Raw genomic sequence first — 20,379 nt, 5'->3', positions numbered from 1 at the left:
TACATGTATCCAATAACGGCAATAATACATTCTACAGAAAATAAAATCTATATGATTATAGAAATGCAAATAATTATCGTTTGCGATCGGGTGAAAATACCTTTATAGTGCACAGCGAAAATTATTCATTCTTCCTGTTTGAGGTTAAAAGATAATGTTTAAAAGAACTACTCTTTCGCTAGGTATTGCGGCAGCAGTCTTTACTGCGCCTAATGTTGTTGCTGAACAATTTGAAAAAGATAGCGAAGTAATCGTAGTATCAGGGTCGCGTATTGAGCAAAAGCTTGAAGATGTTGCGGGTACTGTAAATGTTGTCACCGAACAAGAGATTGAACGTGAGTTAGCAGTTGACTTAAATACCGCATTTAAGTATCAAACAGGGATTACAACTACGGGCTCTACAGGTGAAGCCCAAGCGCTCAATATTCGTGGTATCGGTGGAAACCGGGTGGTGTATGTCAAAGACGGTCGCCGTTTAAATGATGCTTACGCAGGGGGCGGTGGCTTACTTATCGGCCGTGGTTACTTTGACGTGGACAATGTTAAGCAAATCGAAGTTGCCAAAGGTGCTGCGTCGTCGCTATATGGTTCAGATGCGCTTGGCGGTATTGTTGTGATTTCGACAAAAAATCCGTCTGATTATTTATCGGGTAATGATACGTACGCGCAAGTTGGTCTTGGGTATTATGGCGTGAACGCAGAAAAAAGTGCGACGGCGACATTCGCCAAGCAACTGAGTAATTCTAACGCGACATCGATTCAGGTCACACGTCGAGATGGTGAAGAAACCCAAAACTATGCGGAAGATTTGCCCGGTTTTGACTACACATCAAATGCACTGCTACTCAAATCTGAATTCATAATTACTGACAATGAGCGTATCTTGGCGACAGTGGACTACTTTGACCAAGATGTTGAGCAAATTGTTACTGAAAATGCTTATGAAACAAGAGATGATAATGAAAGCATTTCATTCTCTCTAGAGTTTGATACAGCGAGTGCAACCAGTTTTTACGATAATCTAAGCGCACAAGTTTATTACACAGACTTTGAGCAATTAAGCGATCAGATCCGCGCAAATGATGGCAGCCGCAGTCGCACTGGTCCATATACTGACTTCAATGACTATCGCTTTGAGCAATCTATTTTCGGCACGCGTTTAGTCCTTGATAAGCAGCTTGAATTTGGCTCTTTGTCTCATCAATTGGTTTACGGCTTTGATTACGATAGCTATGAGACGGCTCGTCCTCGCTATAAAACACGAATTGATACACAGGGAAACAAAACCCTAGATAGAGAAGGGCAAAAGACGTTCCCTGGTGCAGACACAACTATGCTAGGTTTATTTGTTCAAGACAATATTACCTTGATACCTGATACACTTAAGCTCAATGCTGGCCTACGCATAGACCGCTATGAGATGGATGCTAAACAAAGCGAATTATACGCGGGCACAGAATTTGGAGACATCAGTGAAACGGCTCTGTCGCCAAAACTGGGCGTGGTTTACTCTGTGTCAGAAAACTTGAACGTTGTTGCTCAGTATTCTCGTGGTTTCAAAATTCCACCTCATGATCTTGCATACCAAAGTCACGGTGTTGAGCCATTTTATCAAATTCTACCGAACTCTGAGCTAGATCCAGAAACAAGCGACAGCGTTGAATTCGGCGTTAAAGGTGATTTTGAGTCGAAACAGTTCTCTGTCACGGTATTTAATTCAAAATTTGATGATTTTATCTCAAACAAAATAGTGCGTGTTGAGCCAAGCCAAATTCCAGGTATGCCTCCTAAGACTTATTATCAGTACCAAAATATTGCAGAAGTAGAGATCAAAGGACTAGAAGCTGACTTCACTATTTGGGTGAATGACAATGTGTCGTTTAATTCTGGTTTTTCCTATGTACAGGGTAAAGACAAAGAAACTAATGACTATATTAGTACTATTAGCCCGCTAAATGGTTTTGTAAAGGCACGCTATGAGTTAGACAACTGGTCCGTTACTGCGGCATTTAAAGCTGCCAAACGTATGACTAAGGTACCAGCTGATGACAAGGTCAAAACAGCGGGTTGGGGGACAGTTGATCTCTTCGCTGAATACGACTTTGGCAACTTTAGACTTAATGCGGGCGTCTTTAACTTATTGGATAAGGAATACACGCCATATGAGAGCGTCGCTGGGCAGTCGGCTGACGCAGCGCTAGGACAGTATACGCAACCAGGGCGTAATTTTGCACTAAATGCGAAATATACGTTCTAAGGTTTAATGCCTCCCTGCGAGCAAAGTAATTAATGCTTTGCTTGAGCTTTTAAACGGGTGTTTTTAACTGCACCCGTTTCTTTATTTTGGCGTGTGCGAAGCCAAACAATGAGTGCGTTTTAGGTCCAAACTGACCTAGGTATGTCAAGATTGAGAATTAAATCCAAAACATGCTTGCATTGTTGAGAAAAACTCGTACAATTCCCCAGCTTCCCGTAGTGGGAAGTTATATCTTATTAATGAAAACAGTCAATCTATGTAGAGGACGGTATGGTAACTATTCGTTTGCAACGTGGCGGCGCTAAAAAGCGTCCATTCTATCAAATCGTGGTTGCGGATAGCCGTTTCTCGCGTGACGGTCGTTTCATCGAGAAAGTAGGTTTCTTTAACCCAATCGCTTCTGGTCAGGAAGAAAAAATTCGTCTAGATCTTGCTCGTGTTGATCACTGGGTAGGTCAAGGCGCATCTCTTTCAGATCGCGTAGCTAAGTTAGTTAAAGACGCTCGTAAAGCGGCTTAATAGGCGTAAGTGTAACCATGAGTCAAGATAACACCTCGACACTTGTTGTCGGCAAATTAGGTGCCCCTTATGGTATTAAGGGTTGGCTTAAGGTGCATTCATTTACTGATGATCCCCAAGGGATCTTCGATTTCAGCCCATGGTTGATAGGGCAACAAGGTAAATGGCAAGCACTTGAAGTGAGCGACTGGCGTCGCCACAACAAGGGTTTCATCGCTAAATTTGCAAACATTAACGATAGAGATGAAGCAATGGCTTATACCAATGCTGAAATCGCCGTTAATAGTGAGCAGCTTCCTGAATTACCTGAAGGGGAGTTTTATTGGCGAGACTTAATTGGTATGACGGTTGTAACTAATAAAGGTTACAACTTAGGTCATGTCGATGACCTGATGGAGACTGGCTCAAATGATGTTTTGGTTGTGAAAGCAAACAAAAAAGATGCATTTGGCCAGACTGAGCGCTTAATTCCATTTTTGACAGATTCTGTCATTATTGAAGTTAAGCATGATGAACGTGAAATTACGGTTGATTGGGATCCTGCATTTTAATGAGTGATCAGCAAAAACTATGGGTAGGCGTTGTATCGCTGTTCCCTGAAATGTTTGATGCAGTTACTCAGCAAGGTGTAACTGGTCGAGCTGTGAAAAACGGCTTGATTGAGTTCAATTGTTGGAACCCTAGAGCGTATGCTACTGACAAACATCGTACTGTAGATGATCGTCCTTATGGCGGTGGTCCAGGTATGTTGATGATGGTAGAGCCGCTTGAAAAAGCCATACTTGATGCAAAATCTGCAGCAGGTGATGGCGCAAAAGTAATTTATATGTCTCCACAGGGACGCAAACTGGATCAAAAAGGCGCTGCTGAATTAGCACAGTCTGAAAAATTGATTCTAGTTGCGGGTCGATATGAAGGTATAGATGAACGGATCATTGAGTCTCATGTAGACGAAGAGTGGTCCGTTGGTGATTTTATTCTCAGTGGTGGCGAATTGCCCGCTATGACGCTTATCGATGCAGTTGCTCGATTAGTGCCTGGTGTACTTGGTCACAATCAGTCTGCTGAGCAGGACTCATTTTCGGATGGCCTGTTAGATTGCCCTCACTATACTCGGCCTGAAATATTGGATGGAAAGCAGGTCCCTGCTGTATTACTCAGTGGGAACCACAAAGAAATTGCAAAATGGCGCTTAAAGCAGTCATTAGGCAGGACTTGGCTACGCCGTCCGGACTTGTTGCGTAACCTAGCTCTGACTGAGGAGCAAGCAAAGCTCCTTGCTGAATTTCAGCAAGAACATGAAGCTTGTGGCTAGAAGACAGTTACTCCTAGGAATGTGAGAAATAAAATGGCAAAAGTAAACCAAAATATTATTAAAGCGCTTGAAGAAGAGCAGCTTAAAACAGACGTACCTGCGTTCGGCGCTGGTGACACAGTTGTTGTTCAAGTACGTGTTAAAGAAGGTAACAAAGAGCGTCTACAGGCCTTTGAAGGTGTTGTAATCGCTAAGCGTAACCGTGGCCTTCATTCATCTTTCACTGTTCGTAAGATCTCAAGCGGTGAAGGTGTTGAACGTGTTTTCCAAACACACAGCCCACTGGTTGACAGCGTTACAGTTAAGCGTCGTGGTGCGGTTCGTCGCGCTAAGCTTTACTACTTACGCGAGCGTTCTGGTAAATCTGCACGTATTAAAGAGAAACTTAACTAATACGCGCATACTACCTATGCTTAACAAACAGGCCGCTTTATGCGGCCTGTTTGGTTTCTCCCCTCATATTTCAATTCATTGATTGTCTGCTATCTTTTGTCTTAATACTCACCTACTGACACGTAAATTTAAAACCCATTGGTTTGTACCTTATAATTTCATGAAGTAACGAAATGTTACTTTCTTAATAAAATTCGTCCTGTTAGACTAGGTGTAATTAAATATTTACTGGTGTAAATTAAGGTTTACGGTATGGGAATGAGAGATAATTTGAGTCTAGATGAGCTGCGTGTCCAAATAGATCGCTGTGATAGTGAACTGGTTAGCTTGCTTGCTGAGCGCAGAAAACTAACAGAGCAGGTTGGGCAAATTAAGCAGCAACAGGGCGCAGCACTGCACGCTCCAGACAGAGAAGCGGTTTTAATCGCGGCACGTCGTCAGCAAGCACAAGAGAAGGGGGTGAACCCTGAGTTGGTGGAAGATATTTTGCGCAGAATGATGCGTGAAGCATACGAAAATCAGCAAAGTAAATTAGCGTGTACAGCACCCGAGCTTTCGCCAATTGTGATAGTCGGTGGTGAGGGGGCAATGGGTCAGTTATTTGCGAAGCAGTTTAGACGTTCAGGTTACGAAGTTAAAGTGCTCGATAAAGGCCATCAAGAAGATGCCGCAGATATTTTGTCCGGTGCAAAGCTCGTGCTTGTGAGTGTGCCTATAAATAGTCTAGAACAAGTTATCGAAGATTTACCTGCGCTGGATCCCGAATGCATTTTGGCGGATATTACATCTGTAAAGCAAGCCCCACTTAAAAGCCTACTCAAAAAACACCCGGGCCCTGTGGTTGGCCTACACCCAATGTTTGGCCCAGATATCTCTCACTGGGTTAAGCAAACTGTGGTAGCTTGTCACGGGCGAGATCAAGCCGCATATGATGGTTTATTGAAGCAACTTCAAATCTGGGGATGTCATATTGTCTCTATGGAAGCGAAAAAGCACGACCAAGCGATGCAAATCATTCAGGTCATGCGGCACTTGACTACATTTGTTTATGGCCAGTTTTTAGCAAAACAGTGTCACACACTGGAAGAGCTTCGCAGTTGCTCTTCACCTATCTATCAATTGGAGTTGATGATGGTTGGCCGTTTATTTGCACAGTCCCCCGAGTTATATGCCGATATAATGCTTGCTCAGTTTGACGACGTTGAAGGGTTGCTCGCCAGCTATCAGGATACCTTTGCACAAACACTTCAAAACTTGAAACAACGTGACAAAAAAGCATTGATAGAAGGGTTTGATAAAGCGCAGAGCTATTTCTCTGACAGTGCCCACACCTTCTTAGCACAGAGTAGAGGTATTTTAAATAAGGCTAATGATGCCAAAGTGCTCGACGAGCTAGCTTCATAAGCAGTGCGTTAATGCGCTACATTGGTAGCGCATATTACTCTGAAGAGACAGTGCGTACTAAGTTAGGAGGAGCGCCCAGCCCAATAGCTGGGCTTATAGCATCAGATAGGTTCCACTGCTTTGAGTGACTCACTTTGGTAGCAACCTAAAATTCTGACCGTCTGAGTATGTTCTTTGAGTGCTTCTAGTGCTTTTTGCACTTGAGGGTCTGCAATATTTGCCTGTAAGTCTACGTAAAAGACTTCTTCCCACGGATTGCCAGGAACAGGACGCGATTCAAGTTTTGTCATGTTAATGCTGTTTTCTTTGAATACCATCAATGCATCTGCAAGGGAACCGACATGCTGTTTTGTCGCCATGATAAGACTGGTTTTCGTAGGAATTTGGGTAGATACCTGAAGCGGTTTTCTTGCGACTACAATAAAGCGACTGTGGTTTTCAGCTTGATTGGCAAGTTCACTTTTGATGACTTCCAAGCCCTGTGAACGTCCAGCTTGTGCTGAGCCAATCGCCGCGCTTTGGTCACACTCCGCAGCAGCCTTGATAGCACTTGATGTAGAGTCACATGTTTCATGGGTAACGTCTGCAAGGCTTTGTAAGAAACGGCTGCACTGTGCGAAGGGTTGCGGGTGGGCATAGATTTTTTTCACATCTTTAAGCTCGATACCGGATTTGGCGAGTAGACAGTGCTCTACACTGTGAGTGACTTCCCCAACGATAGAGACTTGAGCATGCTGCATTAAGTCAAATACTTCATTAATACTGCCTGAGCTGGTGTTTTCGATTGGTAAAATACCAAAATCGGCCTTGCCTTTTTCAACTGAATTGGTGATATCTTCAAATGACTGGCAGCCCATTTCAACGACTTTCCCAGGGCGGCGACTAAAATACTTGTGACACGCCAACTGACTATATGAGCCTTGTCCACCTAGGTAGGCAACTCGATGAGTATCATTGACGGTATCGGGGTTCAAGCTTTTTTGCAGAAGTGCCTGCTGATTGAGTACAGAGTCTTCCAAAATTACCTGAAAAACATTGTTGATGTAAAATTGATCTAGCCCTAGAGACTTACCGTATCGAATTAGCTTTTCTAATAGGGCAAGCTCTCGCTCTTCATCTCTGATCGGTTTATTGTTGTTAATCTTATACTCCAATACCCCGTGACTAATACGTCTACGCTTTGCCAAAAGTACTAATAACTCAGAGTCAATCTCATTAATCTCTGTCCTCAATGCATCTAAAGTATCTTGCGTCATGGTCCTCACTCCCATTGTGCCAAAAAAAAAGCCTCCCAGATGGTGGGAGGCTTAGCTATTCGTTTTTACGCGCAAACAGTTAAGCCTCTTCACCTAAAGAAGCTAAAAAAGAAAAAATAACGGCGCGTGAAAAAGTTCATAATCTGTTCGTATCTAAAAATCAGTATTGGCAGTATTATTAACACAGATATTGAACCAATTACAACTAGGTATTTTAAATTATACTCTAATTGCATTGGCTACGAATTACGTGATCTGATATATTCAGGTCAATATATGAAAAAAAACATAACAGGGTAAAGGGTTTATCGTGGGCAACCGTCGTCCTCCTTCGCGTTTTGGTGCTAATTCTCTAAGTGTGAAATTATCAATTTTAATTTCCGCTGTGTGTGTCATTGCTGGTGTATTTGCAGCCGCGTTGATGTTGAAATCTGAGGAAAAGCATCTTGTTGAGGCTGAATTTGTCCAATTACACGGCTTAAGTGAGCAAGTATTACAGCAGTTTTCTCACTATTTAGAGCTTAAGAAGAGCCTTGCTCAACAAACTAATGCCGTTGTTTCAAAAAAGCTTCTATCAGCAACAGAGATACCGCTAAATACCGAGTTACCCCTTACTACAAGCAATGGCAGAATGCACAGCGTTGCCGCTAATGGCATGTCGGCAGCTTATATCTTGAAAGAGACCTTAAGTGAAAGCGATCAAGCTTTATTTCAAAAGTCAGAAAACCTTTGGAATATTCTGTCACCTATTTTACTTCAAGATTTTTTCAATTTTTATATTTACACGACAGAGAACTTTGTACGAATAGCACCACCTAACTCGGTCCTGTTGGACAGTGCACAAAATAGACAGGCTAATATTCACGCTCAACCGCTGTTACGAGAGGAGTTAAACCCTACCAGAGAAGCTGTTTGGTCTGATGTACATCATGATCCAATTTGGAGCAAATGGGTTGTGAGTATTTTAGTTCCGCTATATGAAGGCGATGTGTATCGAGGCTTTACAGGAAGTGATTTAGAGTTAGAAACCTTACTTTCTAGGTTACCAAAGCCGACCGCAGAGCAAAGTTACATTATTTTTGACAAACAGGGCCGGATTATATCTGCGCCAAACTTGCTCAAAGATACCGAGCGTTCCGAACTGTTAACAAAAGACGTATTACCGAGCCCAATACAACGCGTTATAGACACTGCGCTTAAGGTGAACTTACCTAGCTATCAAGATGAGTTTGTCCATGATAAAGCAGGCCATATCGCAAATGTGATGCATTTAGGGGAACTTGATTGGTATGTCGGTATGTACAAGCGCCGAGATACGGCTTTGCACGCGCTTGAAGAACTAAAGGTCAAGTTTTTCGGCTTGTTTGTTCTCTATGCTGGCTTTGTCGCCATGCTACTACATCAAGTCATTTACCATTTGATTTTGAAGCGTATTAATCAATTAGTTAAAGTGCTAATCAGTTTTGGCAGAGGTCAATGGGATCATCCAAAACTCGCAGATAGTGATGATGAAATTGGTCTATTGAATGCGTCATTCAATGACATGAGTGACGATATAAAAAAACTCGTCAATGGATTGAATCAACGTATCAATGAAAAAGAAATTGCAGAGAAGGCGGCAAATCGGTTATCCAAAGCGGTTGCCTTTTCAGGTACCGGGGTGGTGATCACCAATGAGCGATTCAAAATTGAATATGTGAATCCAAAAATGGTTGAAATGACCGGGTTTTCTGAATCTCACTTTTTGGATGCGCCACTGCTAGATATTATCTCTAGCGAGATGGCTATTTTAATCGATGATATAGATTTTGACCTCAAAAGTCGCAACTACTGGCGTGGTGATACTTTGCTGCAAAGTAGCAACAATGATCAAATTTGGGTGAGTTTGAGTATTTCTCCAATTCGGGAAAATGGTGGACGCATTTCAAGTTATGTCGCATCAGCACAAGACATTTCATTTGTAAAAGAAAGTCAAAGGAAGATGGAAGAGCTGGCCTATTTTGACACTTTAACAGGTTTAGCTAATCGTACATTTTTCCGCATGCAACTGCGTAAATCTATGGCATTGGCCTCTCGTGGACACTACGCGTTTGCGCTATTTTACTTTGACCTCGATGAATTTAAACGTATTAACGATACACTCGGCCATGATGCCGGAGATCGGTTACTCGTAGAGGTTGCCGACAGACTAAAACAGCGATTAAGAGCTGAGGACACAATTGCTCGACTAGGTGGCGACGAATTTGCTGTGTTGTTAAGTGGGATAAGCACTCGAGACAACGCAATGGATGTTGCACACACTATACAAAAAACCCTGAGCCAACCTATTTCGCTAGGTAACAACGAGGTCATTGTCAGTGCCAGTATTGGTATCACTTTGGCACCGTTTGATAGTCAAGAAGAAGAGCAATTATTAAAACACGCTGATTTGGCCATGTATGAAGCCAAAGCTAAAGGGCGAAATACCTTCCATTTTTACTCTCAAGAGCTAAATGCGGCAGCGAATGAGCGCTTGCATATAGAAAATGAATTACGACAGGCGATTAAGAGCCAACAATTTTCATTGCAGTATCAACCCCAAATAGATAGTCGAAGTGGGAAAATCGTTGGCTATGAGGCGTTAATTAGGTGGAACCACCCAACTGAAGGAGGGATCCCGCCGACTAAGTTTATCCCTATTGCGGAGGCGACGGGACTCATTGTTGAAATAGGTACGTGGGTTTTGAAAGAAGCTTGTCGATTCTCATCTGTGCTCAAATCAAAAGGGTATACTGCGGATATTTCTATTAATTTGTCTGCGAGACAGTTTAAGGATGCAAATCTAATAGAGACGATTTCTCACACATTGGATGAAGTAGGCCTACCACCTTCAATGCTTCACCTTGAGTTGACAGAAAGTATGTTAATGGGTGATGTTGAGGCAGCAATAGAACAGCTCAAGGAGATGAAAAAATTAGGTGTATCTCTATCAATTGATGATTTTGGAACAGGCTACTCGTCACTCAGTTATCTAAAGCGTTTCCCTGTCGATGTACTCAAAGTGGATAGATCTTTTGTAAAGGATATACCAGAAGATAGTAATGACATGGAAATTACTGCTGCAATCATTGCGATGGCGCAGAAGCTAAGTATGAAGGTGGTTGCTGAAGGGGTGGAAACAGCAGAGCAAGTCGCTTTTTTACAGCGGAACAATTGTCATATTGTACAAGGCTATTACTACAGCGCACCGCTGACAGAGCAACAAGTATTTGCTCAAGAGCCAAGTATTATGAGAGTAGCAGGGAATTAACCCCCTGCTATTTTGACTTTGAATCCTTGAGCAATTAATAGACCTTTTAGCTTTTCACGATCATCGCCTTGAATCTCAATCACACCATCCTTTACAGCGCCACCTTGCCCCATTTTACTTTTCAGTACTTTAGCTAATTTTTTTAGATCATGCTGCTCAGGATCAATGCCGACTACCAGCATCACGCCTTTACCTTTTCTTCCTTTGGTTTGACGTTCAATACGAATGTGGCCGTCTTTAAAAAGCTTTACTTCTTGTTGCGGTTGTTCATCTTGCTGTTTAATTCTTCCCAGCTCGGTAGAATATACTAAACGACCTTCTGACATGGCTTACTCCAAACTAGTTTTATCACCTTGGATACTAACAAAAAGTGTTTTGTGCTGTTATATTTTTTTGGCGAAATTACGTAATACGATTATATTTAAAACATAAAGATGGATAACAATACCAAATTCAAAGTAGGAGCTTGCAATGAGCCTGAGCAAAAATGCTTCAGCCGACGGAAAGACCTTAACAATTCAGATTAAAGGGAAGTTTGACTTTAATTTAGTACAATCATTTCGCCAAGCCTATGCAGAGGTGAACGCCGAAACAGAAAAAGTAGTTGTAGATTTACGTGATACGGACTACATGGATAGCTCGGCTTTAGGCATGCTATTAAATATGAAAAAGACTCTTGGTGACTCTGTCGGAAGCATACAGATCAGCAACTGTCGACCACAGTTAAAAAAGATTTTACAAATATCTCGGTTTGATAAAAAGTTTGAAATTGACTAACTGAGTTCAGTCGAATGCTTATTTTAGTGGTTGATGATCAGCCTCTTAACTGCCGATTGCTCACTGCCATGTTAGAGCAACAACACTATGATGTATTAGTTGCAAACAATGGGCAAGAAGCGCTGGACTTACTGCAGCAGCACGAGGTAGATATTGTATTGCTTGATGTCATGATGCCCGTTATGAACGGGTTTGAAACGGCACCTAAGATCAAGGAGTACGCAGGGGATGTGTACTTACCTATTATTTTTATAACCGCGCTTGAAGATCATGCAAGTTTTGAAAAGTGTCTGCGAGTTGGCGGGGATGATTTCATCCATAAGCCTTTTGACAGAATTATTCTTTCTGCGAAAATTCGTGCTCATGCCCGTACAAGAAAGCTTAGCAAAGAAGCAAACGAACAAAAGAAACAGCTTCAATATCATTACAATCAAACTGAAAGAGAGCATGAAATTGTAGAGCATATATTCAGAAATGCCCTGTCAGGCCAAGAAAGGTTTGATACGCTGTGCGACTTTCATCTCTCTCCTGCCTCAATGTTCAATGGCGACATGTTTTTAATGGCCAAAAGCCCTATTGGCGGTTTTTATTGTTTGTTGGGCGACTTTACCGGTCACGGCTTAGCGGCTGCCGTTGGGGCCCTGCCAGCCTCAAAGATTTTTTACACTATGGTACAAAAGGGAATGGCTGTAGGTGATATTGCAACGGAGCTAAACAGCTCTTTATATACCTTGCTACCTGGCCATATGTTTTGTGCCGCAGCGATTATTGAGCTGAGTAGCTCAGGTAAAAATATTTCTGCTTGGTTGGGTGGATTGCCAGACATTTATTTGATCAATGAGCAGGGTAAGGTATTAAAAACCGTTGAGTCACAGCACATGGCGCTGGGGATTTTGGACGATGAGGAATTCGAGCGAACCATTTTGCACTTTGAGGTAGAGCGTGGCACGCGGTTGGTGATGGCCACCGACGGGATCATCGAAAGTGAAGGGCCAGATGGCGAAATGTTTGGTGAAGGGCGCTTCATCGATACTTTGCAAAGTAAACATGCTATTACCACTCAGGAAGTGATAGACACGGTAAGAGGGTTTGCTCAACATGCGGAGCAACAGGATGACTTGAGTATTGCAATCGTTAACTGTTTGGCTGCCGAGGTAGAGAGTTCAAGTGAAACACATTATTCTTGTTTGCCCTTTGATGTGTCCGTTTCTTTAGACGCCCAGCAAATGAAAGTAACGGATCCTGTATTGGAAGTGGTCAATGTATTAAGCAATGTTGAGGGAGTGGATGCGCACAGGTCCAATATATTCCTGTTATTGTCGGAAGCATACAATAACTCTTTAGACCATGGCGTATTGGGGATAAGCTCTGAGCTGAAAAACCAAGAAGATGGGTTTTTAGAGTATTACACCCAACGAGCCGAGGCATTGGCTGAACTGAACAATGCATCGATTCAAATATCGGCCTCTTATTCTCCCGAGAAGCGTTCGATTACCTTTGATATTAAAGATTCTGGTAGCGGATTTATGCAGCCAGAAGTACAACACGACAATTCTCTATCTAATGAGCATGGGCGTGGTGTTCAATTGCTCTCAGAGATTGCGGATAGTGTGAGCTACAATCAAATTGGCAATGAAGTAAAGCTTGTTTACTCCCTCGATTAGTCGCCTGAGACATTGAAATTTTTTTTAACTTATTCCTTTCTACTATCCCTCAAAATAAAAAACATGCACTTTCCTATAGTCAACGGCATAATTGCGTGTTAAATTTGGTTTAGATATATAGATGTTTGGATGGCTAAATGATTTCTGCATACTTAGATAAAACAATAACCCCAGTAGAACCTTCATTGGTGAAGTTGCAACTAGACTCTCTTGAAGCATTTTTGGCAGGTAACCAAGCCAAACCGGTATGGTCTTATCAAATTCCAGAGCTTGGCGAAGGAGGAAGCTGTAGCTTGTTTGGCCATCTACAAGAAGCACCTTTTGAATTGAATTCTTATATTTCACAAAGTGACAAAAACGCAGAGCTGCTAGCTAAACTGCAAGCTATTGTGGAGTTTGTTACCTATAAAACCGGTGTCGATTGGTTTGGTATCTATCAGTCGAGATCAATAGACGGTGAAAATCAGCTCTTGAAATTGGCTTACAATGGTGCGCCAAGTCGTCCTCTCTTTCCCATAAATGAACAATTCGCAGCGACTTCAAATAACATTCAAACTGTATTGTCAGAGAAATCCCGTATTATCAATGATATTCCCGAATATATTGCAACAGGCGGTGAGTATTATACCTGTGATCCAAAAGTTCAAGCCGAGGTTTGTATTCCATTGCTAAACGACAGTTTTGAGTGTGTAGGGATCATTGATGCAGAGGCATTTAGTAAAGACTTTTTTACTCCTGACAATTTATCTGTACTGGTTGCCGCTTGCATGAAAATAACACATTACCTTCCTGAGTGAGAGGGCTCGTGTTCTCGTTAAATTGTGTTAGTATTATGGCAACTATAACCCCCACGATTGCTACGTATTATCGAGTTGAATACTTAGAGAAATGAAGGTGAGCTTGAATACGCTTGAGCGAATTTTTGCGGCCTTGTGTTTTTGCGTACTAGTTTTAATAGGAAAAAAATACACATGTTTTCAGAACTAAAACCACTTCCTACAGACCCAATTTTGGGCCTAATGGCAGCTTATAAGCAAGACGATAACCCTAAAAAGATAGATTTAGGTGTTGGTGTATATAAAGATGAGCAAGGTGCTACTCCGGTTTTAAAAGCGGTTAAAAAAGCAGAAGCATTTCGATTAGAAAACGAAACCACAAAATCGTACATTGGGTTAGCTGGTAACTTAGATTTTTGCGCTAAGATGGAAGAGTTGTTACTAAGCAATAGTCACACTACATTACTTGCCGATCGTGTGCGTACGGCGCAGACTCCTGGAGGCACAGGCTCTTTGCGTGTAGCTGCTGAGTTCATCAAGCGTTGTAATAAAGATGCGACGGTTTGGGTGACTACTCCAACTTGGGCGAACCATATTAGCCTATTTGAAGCTGCTGGCTTGACTGTAAAAGAATACCCTTACTACGACTACGAGAATAAAGGGCTACTTTTTGACGAGATGATTGATACGCTGAAGCAAGTGCCAAAAGGTGATGTTGTTTTAGTTCATGCATGTTGTCACAACCCAAGTGGTATGGATCTGAATGCCGAACAGTGGCAAATTTTTGCGGATCTTGCAAAAGAAGTTGGCTTTACGCCACTGGTAGACATTGCTTACCAGGGTTTTGGTACCAGCCTAGATGAAGATGCTAACGGTCTACGTTTGCTAGCTCAAACAGTGGAAGAGATGATCATTTGTTCTTCATGCTCTAAAAACTTTGGTCTTTACCGTGAGCGTATCGGCGCATGTTCTGTTATTTCTAAAGATGCAGCAAATGCAGATGTTGCTAACTCAGTTTTATTGAGCGTAGTACGTAGTATCTACTCAATGCCACCGGCACACGGTGCCGATATTGTAAATACGATCCTTTCAAGTGATGAGCTAACGCAAGAGTGGCATCAAGAGCTTGCTGAAATGCGTGATCGTATTAACGGTTTACGTAGTCTTGTGAAGGATAGCTTAGCGCAGAGAAATACTGGACATGATTTCTCATTCATTGAGCGTCAGCACGGTATGTTCTCATTCTTAGGTATTAATAAAGAGCAAATTAACCGCCTACGTGAGGAGTACTCAATCTATATCGTGGGTTCTAGCCGCGTAAATGTTGCGGGTATCAGCCAAAGCAATATTGATTACTTTGCTGATGCAGTGGCTGCTGTTTTAAAATAATCGCTACGACGATTATATAAAACTAAAACGCCGAACTATATCAATAGTGCGGCGTTTTTGCGTTTTTGGAACGAATAAGCCAGTAAAGGTAATATAGAATTATGCTTGCTTAATAGCAGTGACCTTATCTTCGGCGGCTTCGTCAGTAACTTCTTCGGCTTTCTTGGACGTCTTTTTATTGTCTTTTTCTGCTGATGGTTTACTGCCTTTGAGTACAGAAATAAAATCGTCTTTATACTTTGCCATTTCTAGAGCAAGTGATTCAACTTGTTGCTCGCTAAGTGGTACATCAACCTTATCTAGCATTGCTTCAAGCGCTTCTGCAACATCCAGCATTTTATCGTAGGCATCCGCCTCTTTTTTGCTAGTAAATGTCATTCGCTCTACTCCGTTTCTTTCAACCACATACTTTACTATAACAGCCATGATGACCCTCCATAAAACACTGTTTTTTTATACAGTAAACTGTATTTGTTATTAATGCAACTTAAAGGCACTTCATTAGACGATCCATATGAAAAAAACACAATGAAAATATTAGTAAGTATTTTACAAAAGTAATCGTTAAATCTTATGGTTAGATAGCTTATTAAGTATTTTTAAGCAGTGTTAGTTTCATAAAATTTTAAGGAAAATTAAATGCGAAGACATACATGGATTCTTGGACTTATAGTAGCGGTACTTTTGTTGAGTAATTTGGTTCAGGCACAAGATGTAAACCCGTCTGAACAAGCGCCATTGGTTGTAAATGTAAACACAGCGCAAGTTAACGAGCTGATCCAGCTACCCGGGATTGGTGAGGCAAAAGCGCAGGCAATTGTCTTGTCTAGGGAGCAAAATGGTAGATTTGTGGATGTGCAGGAATTAGAGAGAGTGAAGGGGATAGGCAAGGGCCTAATTGAAAAGCTAAAAGCTCACGTCGTATTTGAGTAAGTCAGTACCTCGCAGAGCCTATGTTTGGCTCTGCTTAAACTGTTCAAGCGCTTGGTCTATATTTTTTAACGCAAACTGTATTTCGATTGGCGCAGTGAGCAGTGGGTAAGCGAGGCCCGCTACTAAAAGTACAGGTAACAGTGCCCATCCTTCAAAGTATGCCAATGCCATAAAAAGAGGTGTTAACAATGTCAGCTTACATACTGCTAAAAATACCTTACTTTTCGCCGACAACATCGACAATGCAATTGCTTTAACTTTCTGTTTGTCACGTAACGACAGGGTTGAAAGTTCAGTAACCTGACTCAGTCTAAAAATCATATTTCTCTCAAATTTACTTCTTAAAAATAATCAATGGCGCAAAGATTAGAAAGCTAATCGCATACACTGCAAATACCACAGCCATCCAGCCAGGCATTGATAAACCAGCAAACGACCAGTCTATACTAGAGCAGCTGCCTGTCACAGCGAAAAACGATGGGATCCATTCGTGCAAAGGAACTGGAAAATCTGGTTCAAAGGCACACGTAAAGGCAAAAGGATCAGTCGTGGTTTGCATAGAGATGTGTTCACGTGCGAGCAGCCAGCCCCAAATAGAGGAAACACCCCAACCAGCTGTCGCCACGAGCCGGACTATGTAGTTACCTTTGCTACACAGGCCAATCAAAGCAGCAATCATAACGCCTAACATAGCTGTACGTTGATAGATACACATCACGCAAGGTTCTAAACCCATAGCATACTGAAAGTAAAGAGCGACAACCTCAAGAGTAAATGCACTCATAAACAGAAGGGCCCAAGCTGTGGTGGAACGAGAAAAGCTCGCGAGTCTATCAAACATGTATGTCTCCTTTTTTGGTCGCTATTATGGCTATCTAGTGTTAAGGCATCAAGATATTTACGATTTGCATCGCCTTAAAAAAGCTATGCGATACTAATTCATGTACTTATATCGCTGTAAATGCAGAGAGTTAGGCTGTGGGCTTGTCATTAAGTTCCCATTTTTATTTGGATTGACTTTAAGTACGAGTTACTTTGTAACAGGGGTTTCATTGTGGTGATGTATGCTGGTAAAAGCAGGAAGTGCACTCTCATGGAAAGTAGACGAGTGCTTTAGGGTGATAATTGTCAATAACGACATCATCAATTTGCAGTTGCGCTTGTTACTTTATATCCATCTGGTACAATCAGTAGATTAACGAGTTGCAGTATCATGCTCCGCCTGCTTTCGAGAGTCGCTTGCGTTGAATGTATCTGGCCTTAGGTTGTAAATTAAGTGGTGCTAAATGAGAATTTTTAAAGCCAAGAGCCCAGCGGGATTCGCTGAGGAATATATAGTTGAATCGATTTGGAATGGAGAGTTTCCACCAGGGTCTATTTTACCGGCTGAGCGTGAACTATCAGAGCTAATCGGTGTGACTCGCACAACCTTAAGAGAAGTTTTACAGCGATTGGCCCGTGATGGATGGCTAACAATCCAACATGGTAAGCCAACCAGAGTTAATAATTTTTGGGAAACGTCAGGCCTTAATATTCTAGAAGCTCTGGCTCGACTTGATGAAGACAAAGTCCCTGAGTTGACAGATCAGTTGTTGTCAGCCAGAACCAACATTAGTGCTATCTATACACGTGCGGCGATCAAGCTGAACCCAGAAAAAGTGATCGAAATACTAGCGCAATACGCAGAGTTACCAGATACAGCAGAAGCCTTTGCGGACTATGATTATCAAGTGCATCATCAGCTTGCCATTGCTGGTGGGAATAAAATTTATGTCCTTATTCTGAATGGCTTTAGAGGTTTGTACTCGAAAATCGGCTGTCATTACTTTTCAGAGCCAAAAATTCGAAAAATCACCAGAGAGTTTTATCGCGATCTAACAGAACTTGCTCAGCAGGGCGATCATGATCGCGCGATATCACTGATACGTAAATATGGTCATCAGTCAGGTGAACTTTGGCAGCATATACGTGCAGATATGCCAAATGATATTATGGACTAATTCAGAAAAAGCCCCGCAAGGGGCTTTTTTATGTCTAAAGTTTAACCTCATCGAATTTTTAGATTGTACCTATCGGATAATTCGATTGTTATTTTTCTCCAGAGCTGAATAAACTTAGGCAAATTTTTTCAAGGGGTTGTTTTTCTTAAACAGCGCCTCAATAATTAGAATCAAATTACAAAATGATTTGTATATTGGAACTAAACCTAACTATTTGGAGAAAACAATGGGTGTATTAGTTGGCCGTCAGGCTCCTGACTTTACAGCAGCAGCAGTACTAGGTAATGGTGAAATCGTAGATAGCTATAATCTACATGAGCGTATCAAAGGTAAAAAAGCGGTTGTATTCTTTTACCCACTAGACTTCACTTTTGTTTGTCCTTCAGAGCTTATCGCGTTCGACAAGCGTTTCGAAGAATTCCAAAAGCGTGGCGTTGAAGTTATCGGTGTTTCTATCGATTCTCAATTCTCACACAACGCATGGCGTAACACACCAGTAAACGAAGGCGGTATCGGTCCAGTTAAATATGACCTAGTTGCTGACGTTAAGCACGAAATCTGTCAAGCATACGACGTTGAGCACCCAGAAGCTGGTGTTGCTTTCCGTGGTTCTTTCCTAATTGACGCTGAAGGTAACGTTCGTCACCAAGTAGTTAACGATCTACCTCTAGGTCGTAACATCGATGAAATGCTTCGCATGGTTGACGCACTAGCGTTCCACGAAGAGCACGGTGAAGTTTGTCCTGCAGGTTGGACTGAAGGTAAATCAGGTATGGACGCAAGCCCTGAAGGTGTTGCTAAGTTCCTATCTGAAAACGAAGGCGAGCTATAATTAGCATTTGCGTCCATCGTTTAAAAACCCGCCTTGTGCGGGTTTTTTGTCTTCGTCAATAACCACTTCATCAAGTTCTCTCCGCAAACCATTTATGACTGATCATCTTAATGGTTTCTATTGAAAAATAAGCCAGCAATAAGCTCACTACTGGCATCGCTAATAAGCTAATCAATGTTACTTCACTAAACATATTAGTTTTCCTTTTGAACCTGCTCAGTTTCAGGTTGAGTGGTTTTAATGTCCTTATTTGTACGGATGAAACTATCTACTAGTGCCTTTTTAGTATTAAGCTTTAACTCAACTAGGCTCGATTGAATATTCTCACTCACTCGATTTTGTACATCACTTAGCATATCACTGGTCATGGTGTTCGCATTTGCTGACGCAGATATTCCAATGAAAAGGCTGGTAGTTAGTAATTTAGTAAATAAGTTCATGGCGTTGTTCCCTTTGATTGTTTAGACGTAATAACTATTACAAAGGTTGTGCCAGCTTGAATCTTTATTTTAAGCGTTTGATTTTATTGTGATTTTAAATTTGTGATCTAATTGGCCAAAAATCAATTTGGTGTTTTTGGCCAAGGGAAGTGGTTAAAATAACTAATATATAGTTAATTTTGTTCAAGCATTTGATAAATGAGCTGTTTAACGATATTTGGCTCAAATGGTTTATCACACATAGCATTGACACCTGATTGTGCGACGTTGGCAAGGTGTGTCTCGTTTGCTTCAGAAGTCACCATGAGTACAGGAACGTGGGCATGCTCGTCTGAGCGGCGAATGGCTTCAGTAAGTTCTTGTCCATTTACTTCTGGCATATTGTAGTCTGTTACTATGAGGTCGAACATGCTCTGCTGTAATACCTCTAATGCCTGCGCGCCATTCTCTGCTTCGCTGATCCGTGTTGCGCCCAAGTTTTGCAAAACCCGTTGTATGTGGTTGCGGGCCAACTTGGAGTCATCTACCACCAAAATTCTCAAATCTTGAATATCATATAGCTCAAGCTCAAGTTCCTGTGGCGACAACAAATCAAGCGTTGCATTGATTGCTTTGCCTAAATGCTCCTTTGTAAATGGCTTAGGTAGAATTGCAACCACTCCAGATTGTTTGTATGCCTCAAGCTGCTGTCTGCGAGTTTCACTTGAGACCAACATAAAGGGCAGCTGATGATCGCTAAAATGTGTGTGCACGTGGTCGAGTAATTTAAGTGCATCTCCGTCAGCAAGGTACAGGGTAGAGATGATCAAGTCGGGGAGGTTTTGGTTCAATGCGTCAATTGCTGTGCTAACAGAGTCAGCAAAATCAATATTTTGCACGCCTTCTTGTTGGAGCTCATGGGCAATAATCTTTCTTTGGGTAACTGAAGGTTCGACGAGTAATATCGTCAAATCTGTACTGAGTAAATCGTTCATTTTAAGCCTGAGGGTAGTAGCAGAAACTAAATGTACAAGGCCCGCGTTTTTATGTAGCACCCGTTGTGGGTACAACCTTCCCGCTGACTTCGTATTGTTCAGCTAATATAGCTTATTTGTAAATCTCAGGCTAGCTTGGTTGAGTAACTGCGTTAATAGTT

21 protein-coding genes are annotated in these 20,379 nt (G+C 41.9%); 14 read left to right on the top strand and 7 right to left on the bottom strand.

Annotated elements, in window-relative coordinates:
- Positions 1 to 154 precede the first annotated feature (154 nt).
- The 6 genes from J8M00_RS07385 to tyrA all read left to right on the top strand — a co-directional run bounded on the left by J8M00_RS07385 (position 155) and on the right by tyrA (position 5,888).
- Positions 155 to 2,257 (top strand): TonB-dependent hemoglobin/transferrin/lactoferrin family receptor, encoded by a 2,103-nt coding sequence (locus tag J8M00_RS07385; RefSeq protein WP_211009666.1) that lies wholly within the window; start codon positions 155 to 157, stop codon positions 2,255 to 2,257.
- A 270-nt stretch (positions 2,258 to 2,527) separates the two neighbouring features.
- Positions 2,528 to 2,776, top strand: coding sequence for a 30S ribosomal protein S16 (gene rpsP, locus J8M00_RS07380; protein ID WP_023398624.1), 249 nt, complete (start codon positions 2,528 to 2,530; stop codon positions 2,774 to 2,776).
- A 17-nt stretch (positions 2,777 to 2,793) separates the two neighbouring features.
- Entirely contained in the window at positions 2,794 to 3,327 is a 534-nt protein-coding gene (gene rimM, locus J8M00_RS07375) for a ribosome maturation factor RimM (RefSeq protein ID WP_023398625.1), read from the top strand.
- Positions 3,327 to 4,091 carry a tRNA (guanosine(37)-N1)-methyltransferase TrmD gene (gene trmD / locus J8M00_RS07370; RefSeq protein ID WP_211009665.1) on the top strand — a complete coding sequence of 255 codons (765 nt, stop codon included), beginning with the start codon at positions 3,327 to 3,329 and terminating at the stop codon, positions 4,089 to 4,091. The genes rimM and trmD overlap by 1 nt, the downstream gene beginning before the upstream one ends.
- Before the next feature lie 33 nt (positions 4,092 to 4,124).
- Positions 4,125 to 4,484, top strand: coding sequence for a 50S ribosomal protein L19 (gene rplS / locus J8M00_RS07365; protein WP_023398627.1), 360 nt, complete (start codon positions 4,125 to 4,127; stop codon positions 4,482 to 4,484).
- A gap of 258 nt (positions 4,485 to 4,742) precedes the next feature.
- Positions 4,743 to 5,888 carry a bifunctional chorismate mutase/prephenate dehydrogenase gene (gene tyrA / locus J8M00_RS07360; protein WP_211009664.1) on the top strand — a complete coding sequence of 382 codons (1,146 nt, stop codon included), beginning with the start codon at positions 4,743 to 4,745 and terminating at the stop codon, positions 5,886 to 5,888.
- A gap of 101 nt (positions 5,889 to 5,989) precedes the next feature.
- On the opposite strand, the gene pheA is transcribed toward tyrA, so the two are convergent.
- Positions 5,990 to 7,144 (bottom strand): prephenate dehydratase, encoded by a 1,155-nt coding sequence (gene pheA / locus J8M00_RS07355; protein ID WP_211009663.1) that lies wholly within the window; start codon positions 7,142 to 7,144, stop codon positions 5,990 to 5,992.
- Positions 7,145 to 7,454: 310 nt separating this feature from the next.
- Between pheA and J8M00_RS07350 the strand changes: the two genes are divergently transcribed.
- The gene (locus J8M00_RS07350) at positions 7,455 to 10,433 is read left to right on the top strand and encodes an EAL domain-containing protein (protein WP_211009662.1); all 2,979 of its coding nucleotides are present in this window, start codon (positions 7,455 to 7,457) and stop codon (positions 10,431 to 10,433) included.
- Here J8M00_RS07350 and J8M00_RS07345 read toward each other — a convergent pair.
- Complete coding sequence (locus tag J8M00_RS07345) at positions 10,430 to 10,759, bottom strand: stress response translation initiation inhibitor YciH (RefSeq protein WP_211009661.1); 330 nt, start codon at positions 10,757 to 10,759, stop codon at positions 10,430 to 10,432. The two genes, J8M00_RS07350 and J8M00_RS07345, sit on opposite strands and share 4 nt — an antisense overlap.
- A gap of 145 nt (positions 10,760 to 10,904) precedes the next feature.
- On the opposite strand from J8M00_RS07345, the gene J8M00_RS07340 reads away from it, so the two are divergent.
- The 4 genes from J8M00_RS07340 to J8M00_RS07325 all read left to right on the top strand — a co-directional run bounded on the left by J8M00_RS07340 (position 10,905) and on the right by J8M00_RS07325 (position 15,039).
- Positions 10,905 to 11,210: an STAS domain-containing protein gene (locus J8M00_RS07340; RefSeq protein WP_023398632.1), complete on the top strand. Its 306-nt coding sequence runs from the start codon at positions 10,905 to 10,907 to the stop codon at positions 11,208 to 11,210.
- A gap of 14 nt (positions 11,211 to 11,224) precedes the next feature.
- Positions 11,225 to 12,874, top strand: coding sequence for an ATP-binding SpoIIE family protein phosphatase (locus tag J8M00_RS07335; RefSeq protein WP_211009660.1), 1,650 nt, complete (start codon positions 11,225 to 11,227; stop codon positions 12,872 to 12,874).
- Positions 12,875 to 13,011: 137 nt separating this feature from the next.
- Positions 13,012 to 13,671 (top strand): GAF domain-containing protein, encoded by a 660-nt coding sequence (locus J8M00_RS07330; protein WP_211009659.1) that lies wholly within the window; start codon positions 13,012 to 13,014, stop codon positions 13,669 to 13,671.
- Between the two features lie 174 nt (positions 13,672 to 13,845).
- On the top strand, positions 13,846 to 15,039 hold the full coding sequence (locus tag J8M00_RS07325; protein WP_211009658.1) for an amino acid aminotransferase: 1,194 nt from the start codon (positions 13,846 to 13,848) through the stop codon (positions 15,037 to 15,039).
- Between the two features lie 99 nt (positions 15,040 to 15,138).
- Here J8M00_RS07325 and J8M00_RS07320 read toward each other — a convergent pair whose 3' ends face one another.
- Positions 15,139 to 15,465 (bottom strand): YebG family protein, encoded by a 327-nt coding sequence (locus tag J8M00_RS07320; protein WP_211009657.1) that lies wholly within the window; start codon positions 15,463 to 15,465, stop codon positions 15,139 to 15,141.
- 213 nt (positions 15,466 to 15,678) lie between these two features.
- On the opposite strand from J8M00_RS07320, the gene J8M00_RS07315 reads away from it, so the two are divergent.
- Positions 15,679 to 15,972, top strand: coding sequence for a ComEA family DNA-binding protein (locus tag J8M00_RS07315; protein WP_211009656.1), 294 nt, complete (start codon positions 15,679 to 15,681; stop codon positions 15,970 to 15,972).
- 18 nt (positions 15,973 to 15,990) lie between these two features.
- Here the strand turns inward: J8M00_RS07315 and J8M00_RS07310 are convergent, their stop codons facing one another.
- Together J8M00_RS07310 and dsbB are read right to left on the bottom strand one after the other, a co-directional pair.
- Complete coding sequence (locus tag J8M00_RS07310; protein WP_211009655.1) at positions 15,991 to 16,293, bottom strand: hypothetical protein; 303 nt, start codon at positions 16,291 to 16,293, stop codon at positions 15,991 to 15,993.
- A 13-nt stretch (positions 16,294 to 16,306) separates the two neighbouring features.
- The gene (gene dsbB, locus J8M00_RS07305; protein WP_211009654.1) at positions 16,307 to 16,813 is read right to left on the bottom strand and encodes a disulfide bond formation protein DsbB; all 507 of its coding nucleotides are present in this window, start codon (positions 16,811 to 16,813) and stop codon (positions 16,307 to 16,309) included.
- 445 nt (positions 16,814 to 17,258) lie between these two features.
- Here dsbB and fadR point away from each other — a divergent pair, with 445 nt between their 5' ends.
- Both fadR and J8M00_RS07295 read left to right on the top strand, forming a co-directional pair.
- Positions 17,259 to 17,972: a fatty acid metabolism transcriptional regulator FadR gene (gene fadR, locus J8M00_RS07300; protein ID WP_211009653.1), complete on the top strand. Its 714-nt coding sequence runs from the start codon at positions 17,259 to 17,261 to the stop codon at positions 17,970 to 17,972.
- A gap of 226 nt (positions 17,973 to 18,198) precedes the next feature.
- Complete coding sequence (locus J8M00_RS07295; RefSeq protein WP_211009652.1) at positions 18,199 to 18,804, top strand: peroxiredoxin C; 606 nt, start codon at positions 18,199 to 18,201, stop codon at positions 18,802 to 18,804.
- A 194-nt stretch (positions 18,805 to 18,998) separates the two neighbouring features.
- Here the strand turns inward: J8M00_RS07295 and J8M00_RS07290 are convergent, their stop codons facing one another.
- Together J8M00_RS07290 and J8M00_RS07285 are read right to left on the bottom strand one after the other, a co-directional pair.
- Entirely contained in the window at positions 18,999 to 19,244 is a 246-nt protein-coding gene (locus tag J8M00_RS07290; protein WP_211009651.1) for a hypothetical protein, read from the bottom strand.
- Positions 19,245 to 19,417: 173 nt separating this feature from the next.
- Positions 19,418 to 20,218 carry a response regulator gene (locus tag J8M00_RS07285; protein ID WP_211009650.1) on the bottom strand — a complete coding sequence of 267 codons (801 nt, stop codon included), beginning with the start codon at positions 20,216 to 20,218 and terminating at the stop codon, positions 19,418 to 19,420.
- Between the last annotated feature and the right edge of the window lie 161 nt (positions 20,219 to 20,379).

The organism is Pseudoalteromonas luteoviolacea (assembly GCF_018100925.1).
Lineage (GTDB): Bacteria > Pseudomonadota > Gammaproteobacteria > Enterobacterales > Alteromonadaceae > Pseudoalteromonas > Pseudoalteromonas obscura.
Note: the sequence above shows the minus strand (reverse complement) of the source record. Positions and strands in the feature narration are given on the sequence as shown.

What these genes read in the sequence shown, in the direction of transcription:
- J8M00_RS07385 (WP_211009666.1), top strand. Translation starts at nt 155, where the DNA reads ATGTTTAAAAGAACTACTCTTTCGCTAGGTATTGCGGCAGCAGTCTTT.
- rpsP (WP_023398624.1), top strand. Translation starts at nt 2,528, where the DNA reads ATGGTAACTATTCGTTTGCAACGTGGCGGCGCTAAAAAGCGTCCATTC.
- rimM (WP_023398625.1), top strand. Translation starts at nt 2,794, where the DNA reads ATGAGTCAAGATAACACCTCGACACTTGTTGTCGGCAAATTAGGTGCC.
- trmD (WP_211009665.1), top strand. Translation starts at nt 3,327, where the DNA reads ATGAGTGATCAGCAAAAACTATGGGTAGGCGTTGTATCGCTGTTCCCT.
- rplS (WP_023398627.1), top strand. Translation starts at nt 4,125, where the DNA reads ATGGCAAAAGTAAACCAAAATATTATTAAAGCGCTTGAAGAAGAGCAG.
- tyrA (WP_211009664.1), top strand. Translation starts at nt 4,743, where the DNA reads ATGAGAGATAATTTGAGTCTAGATGAGCTGCGTGTCCAAATAGATCGC.
- pheA (WP_211009663.1), bottom strand. Translation starts at nt 7,144, where the DNA reads ATGACGCAAGATACTTTAGATGCATTGAGGACAGAGATTAATGAGATT.
- J8M00_RS07345 (WP_211009661.1), bottom strand. Translation starts at nt 10,759, where the DNA reads ATGTCAGAAGGTCGTTTAGTATATTCTACCGAGCTGGGAAGAATTAAA.
- J8M00_RS07340 (WP_023398632.1), top strand. Translation starts at nt 10,905, where the DNA reads ATGAGCCTGAGCAAAAATGCTTCAGCCGACGGAAAGACCTTAACAATT.
- J8M00_RS07335 (WP_211009660.1), top strand. Translation starts at nt 11,225, where the DNA reads ATGCTTATTTTAGTGGTTGATGATCAGCCTCTTAACTGCCGATTGCTC.
- J8M00_RS07330 (WP_211009659.1), top strand. Translation starts at nt 13,012, where the DNA reads ATGATTTCTGCATACTTAGATAAAACAATAACCCCAGTAGAACCTTCA.
- J8M00_RS07325 (WP_211009658.1), top strand. Translation starts at nt 13,846, where the DNA reads ATGTTTTCAGAACTAAAACCACTTCCTACAGACCCAATTTTGGGCCTA.
- J8M00_RS07320 (WP_211009657.1), bottom strand. Translation starts at nt 15,465, where the DNA reads ATGGCTGTTATAGTAAAGTATGTGGTTGAAAGAAACGGAGTAGAGCGA.
- J8M00_RS07315 (WP_211009656.1), top strand. Translation starts at nt 15,679, where the DNA reads ATGCGAAGACATACATGGATTCTTGGACTTATAGTAGCGGTACTTTTG.
- J8M00_RS07310 (WP_211009655.1), bottom strand. Translation starts at nt 16,293, where the DNA reads ATGATTTTTAGACTGAGTCAGGTTACTGAACTTTCAACCCTGTCGTTA.
- dsbB (WP_211009654.1), bottom strand. Translation starts at nt 16,813, where the DNA reads ATGTTTGATAGACTCGCGAGCTTTTCTCGTTCCACCACAGCTTGGGCC.
- fadR (WP_211009653.1), top strand. Translation starts at nt 17,259, where the DNA reads ATGAGAATTTTTAAAGCCAAGAGCCCAGCGGGATTCGCTGAGGAATAT.
- J8M00_RS07295 (WP_211009652.1), top strand. Translation starts at nt 18,199, where the DNA reads ATGGGTGTATTAGTTGGCCGTCAGGCTCCTGACTTTACAGCAGCAGCA.
- J8M00_RS07290 (WP_211009651.1), bottom strand. Translation starts at nt 19,244, where the DNA reads ATGAACTTATTTACTAAATTACTAACTACCAGCCTTTTCATTGGAATA.
- J8M00_RS07285 (WP_211009650.1), bottom strand. Translation starts at nt 20,218, where the DNA reads ATGAACGATTTACTCAGTACAGATTTGACGATATTACTCGTCGAACCT.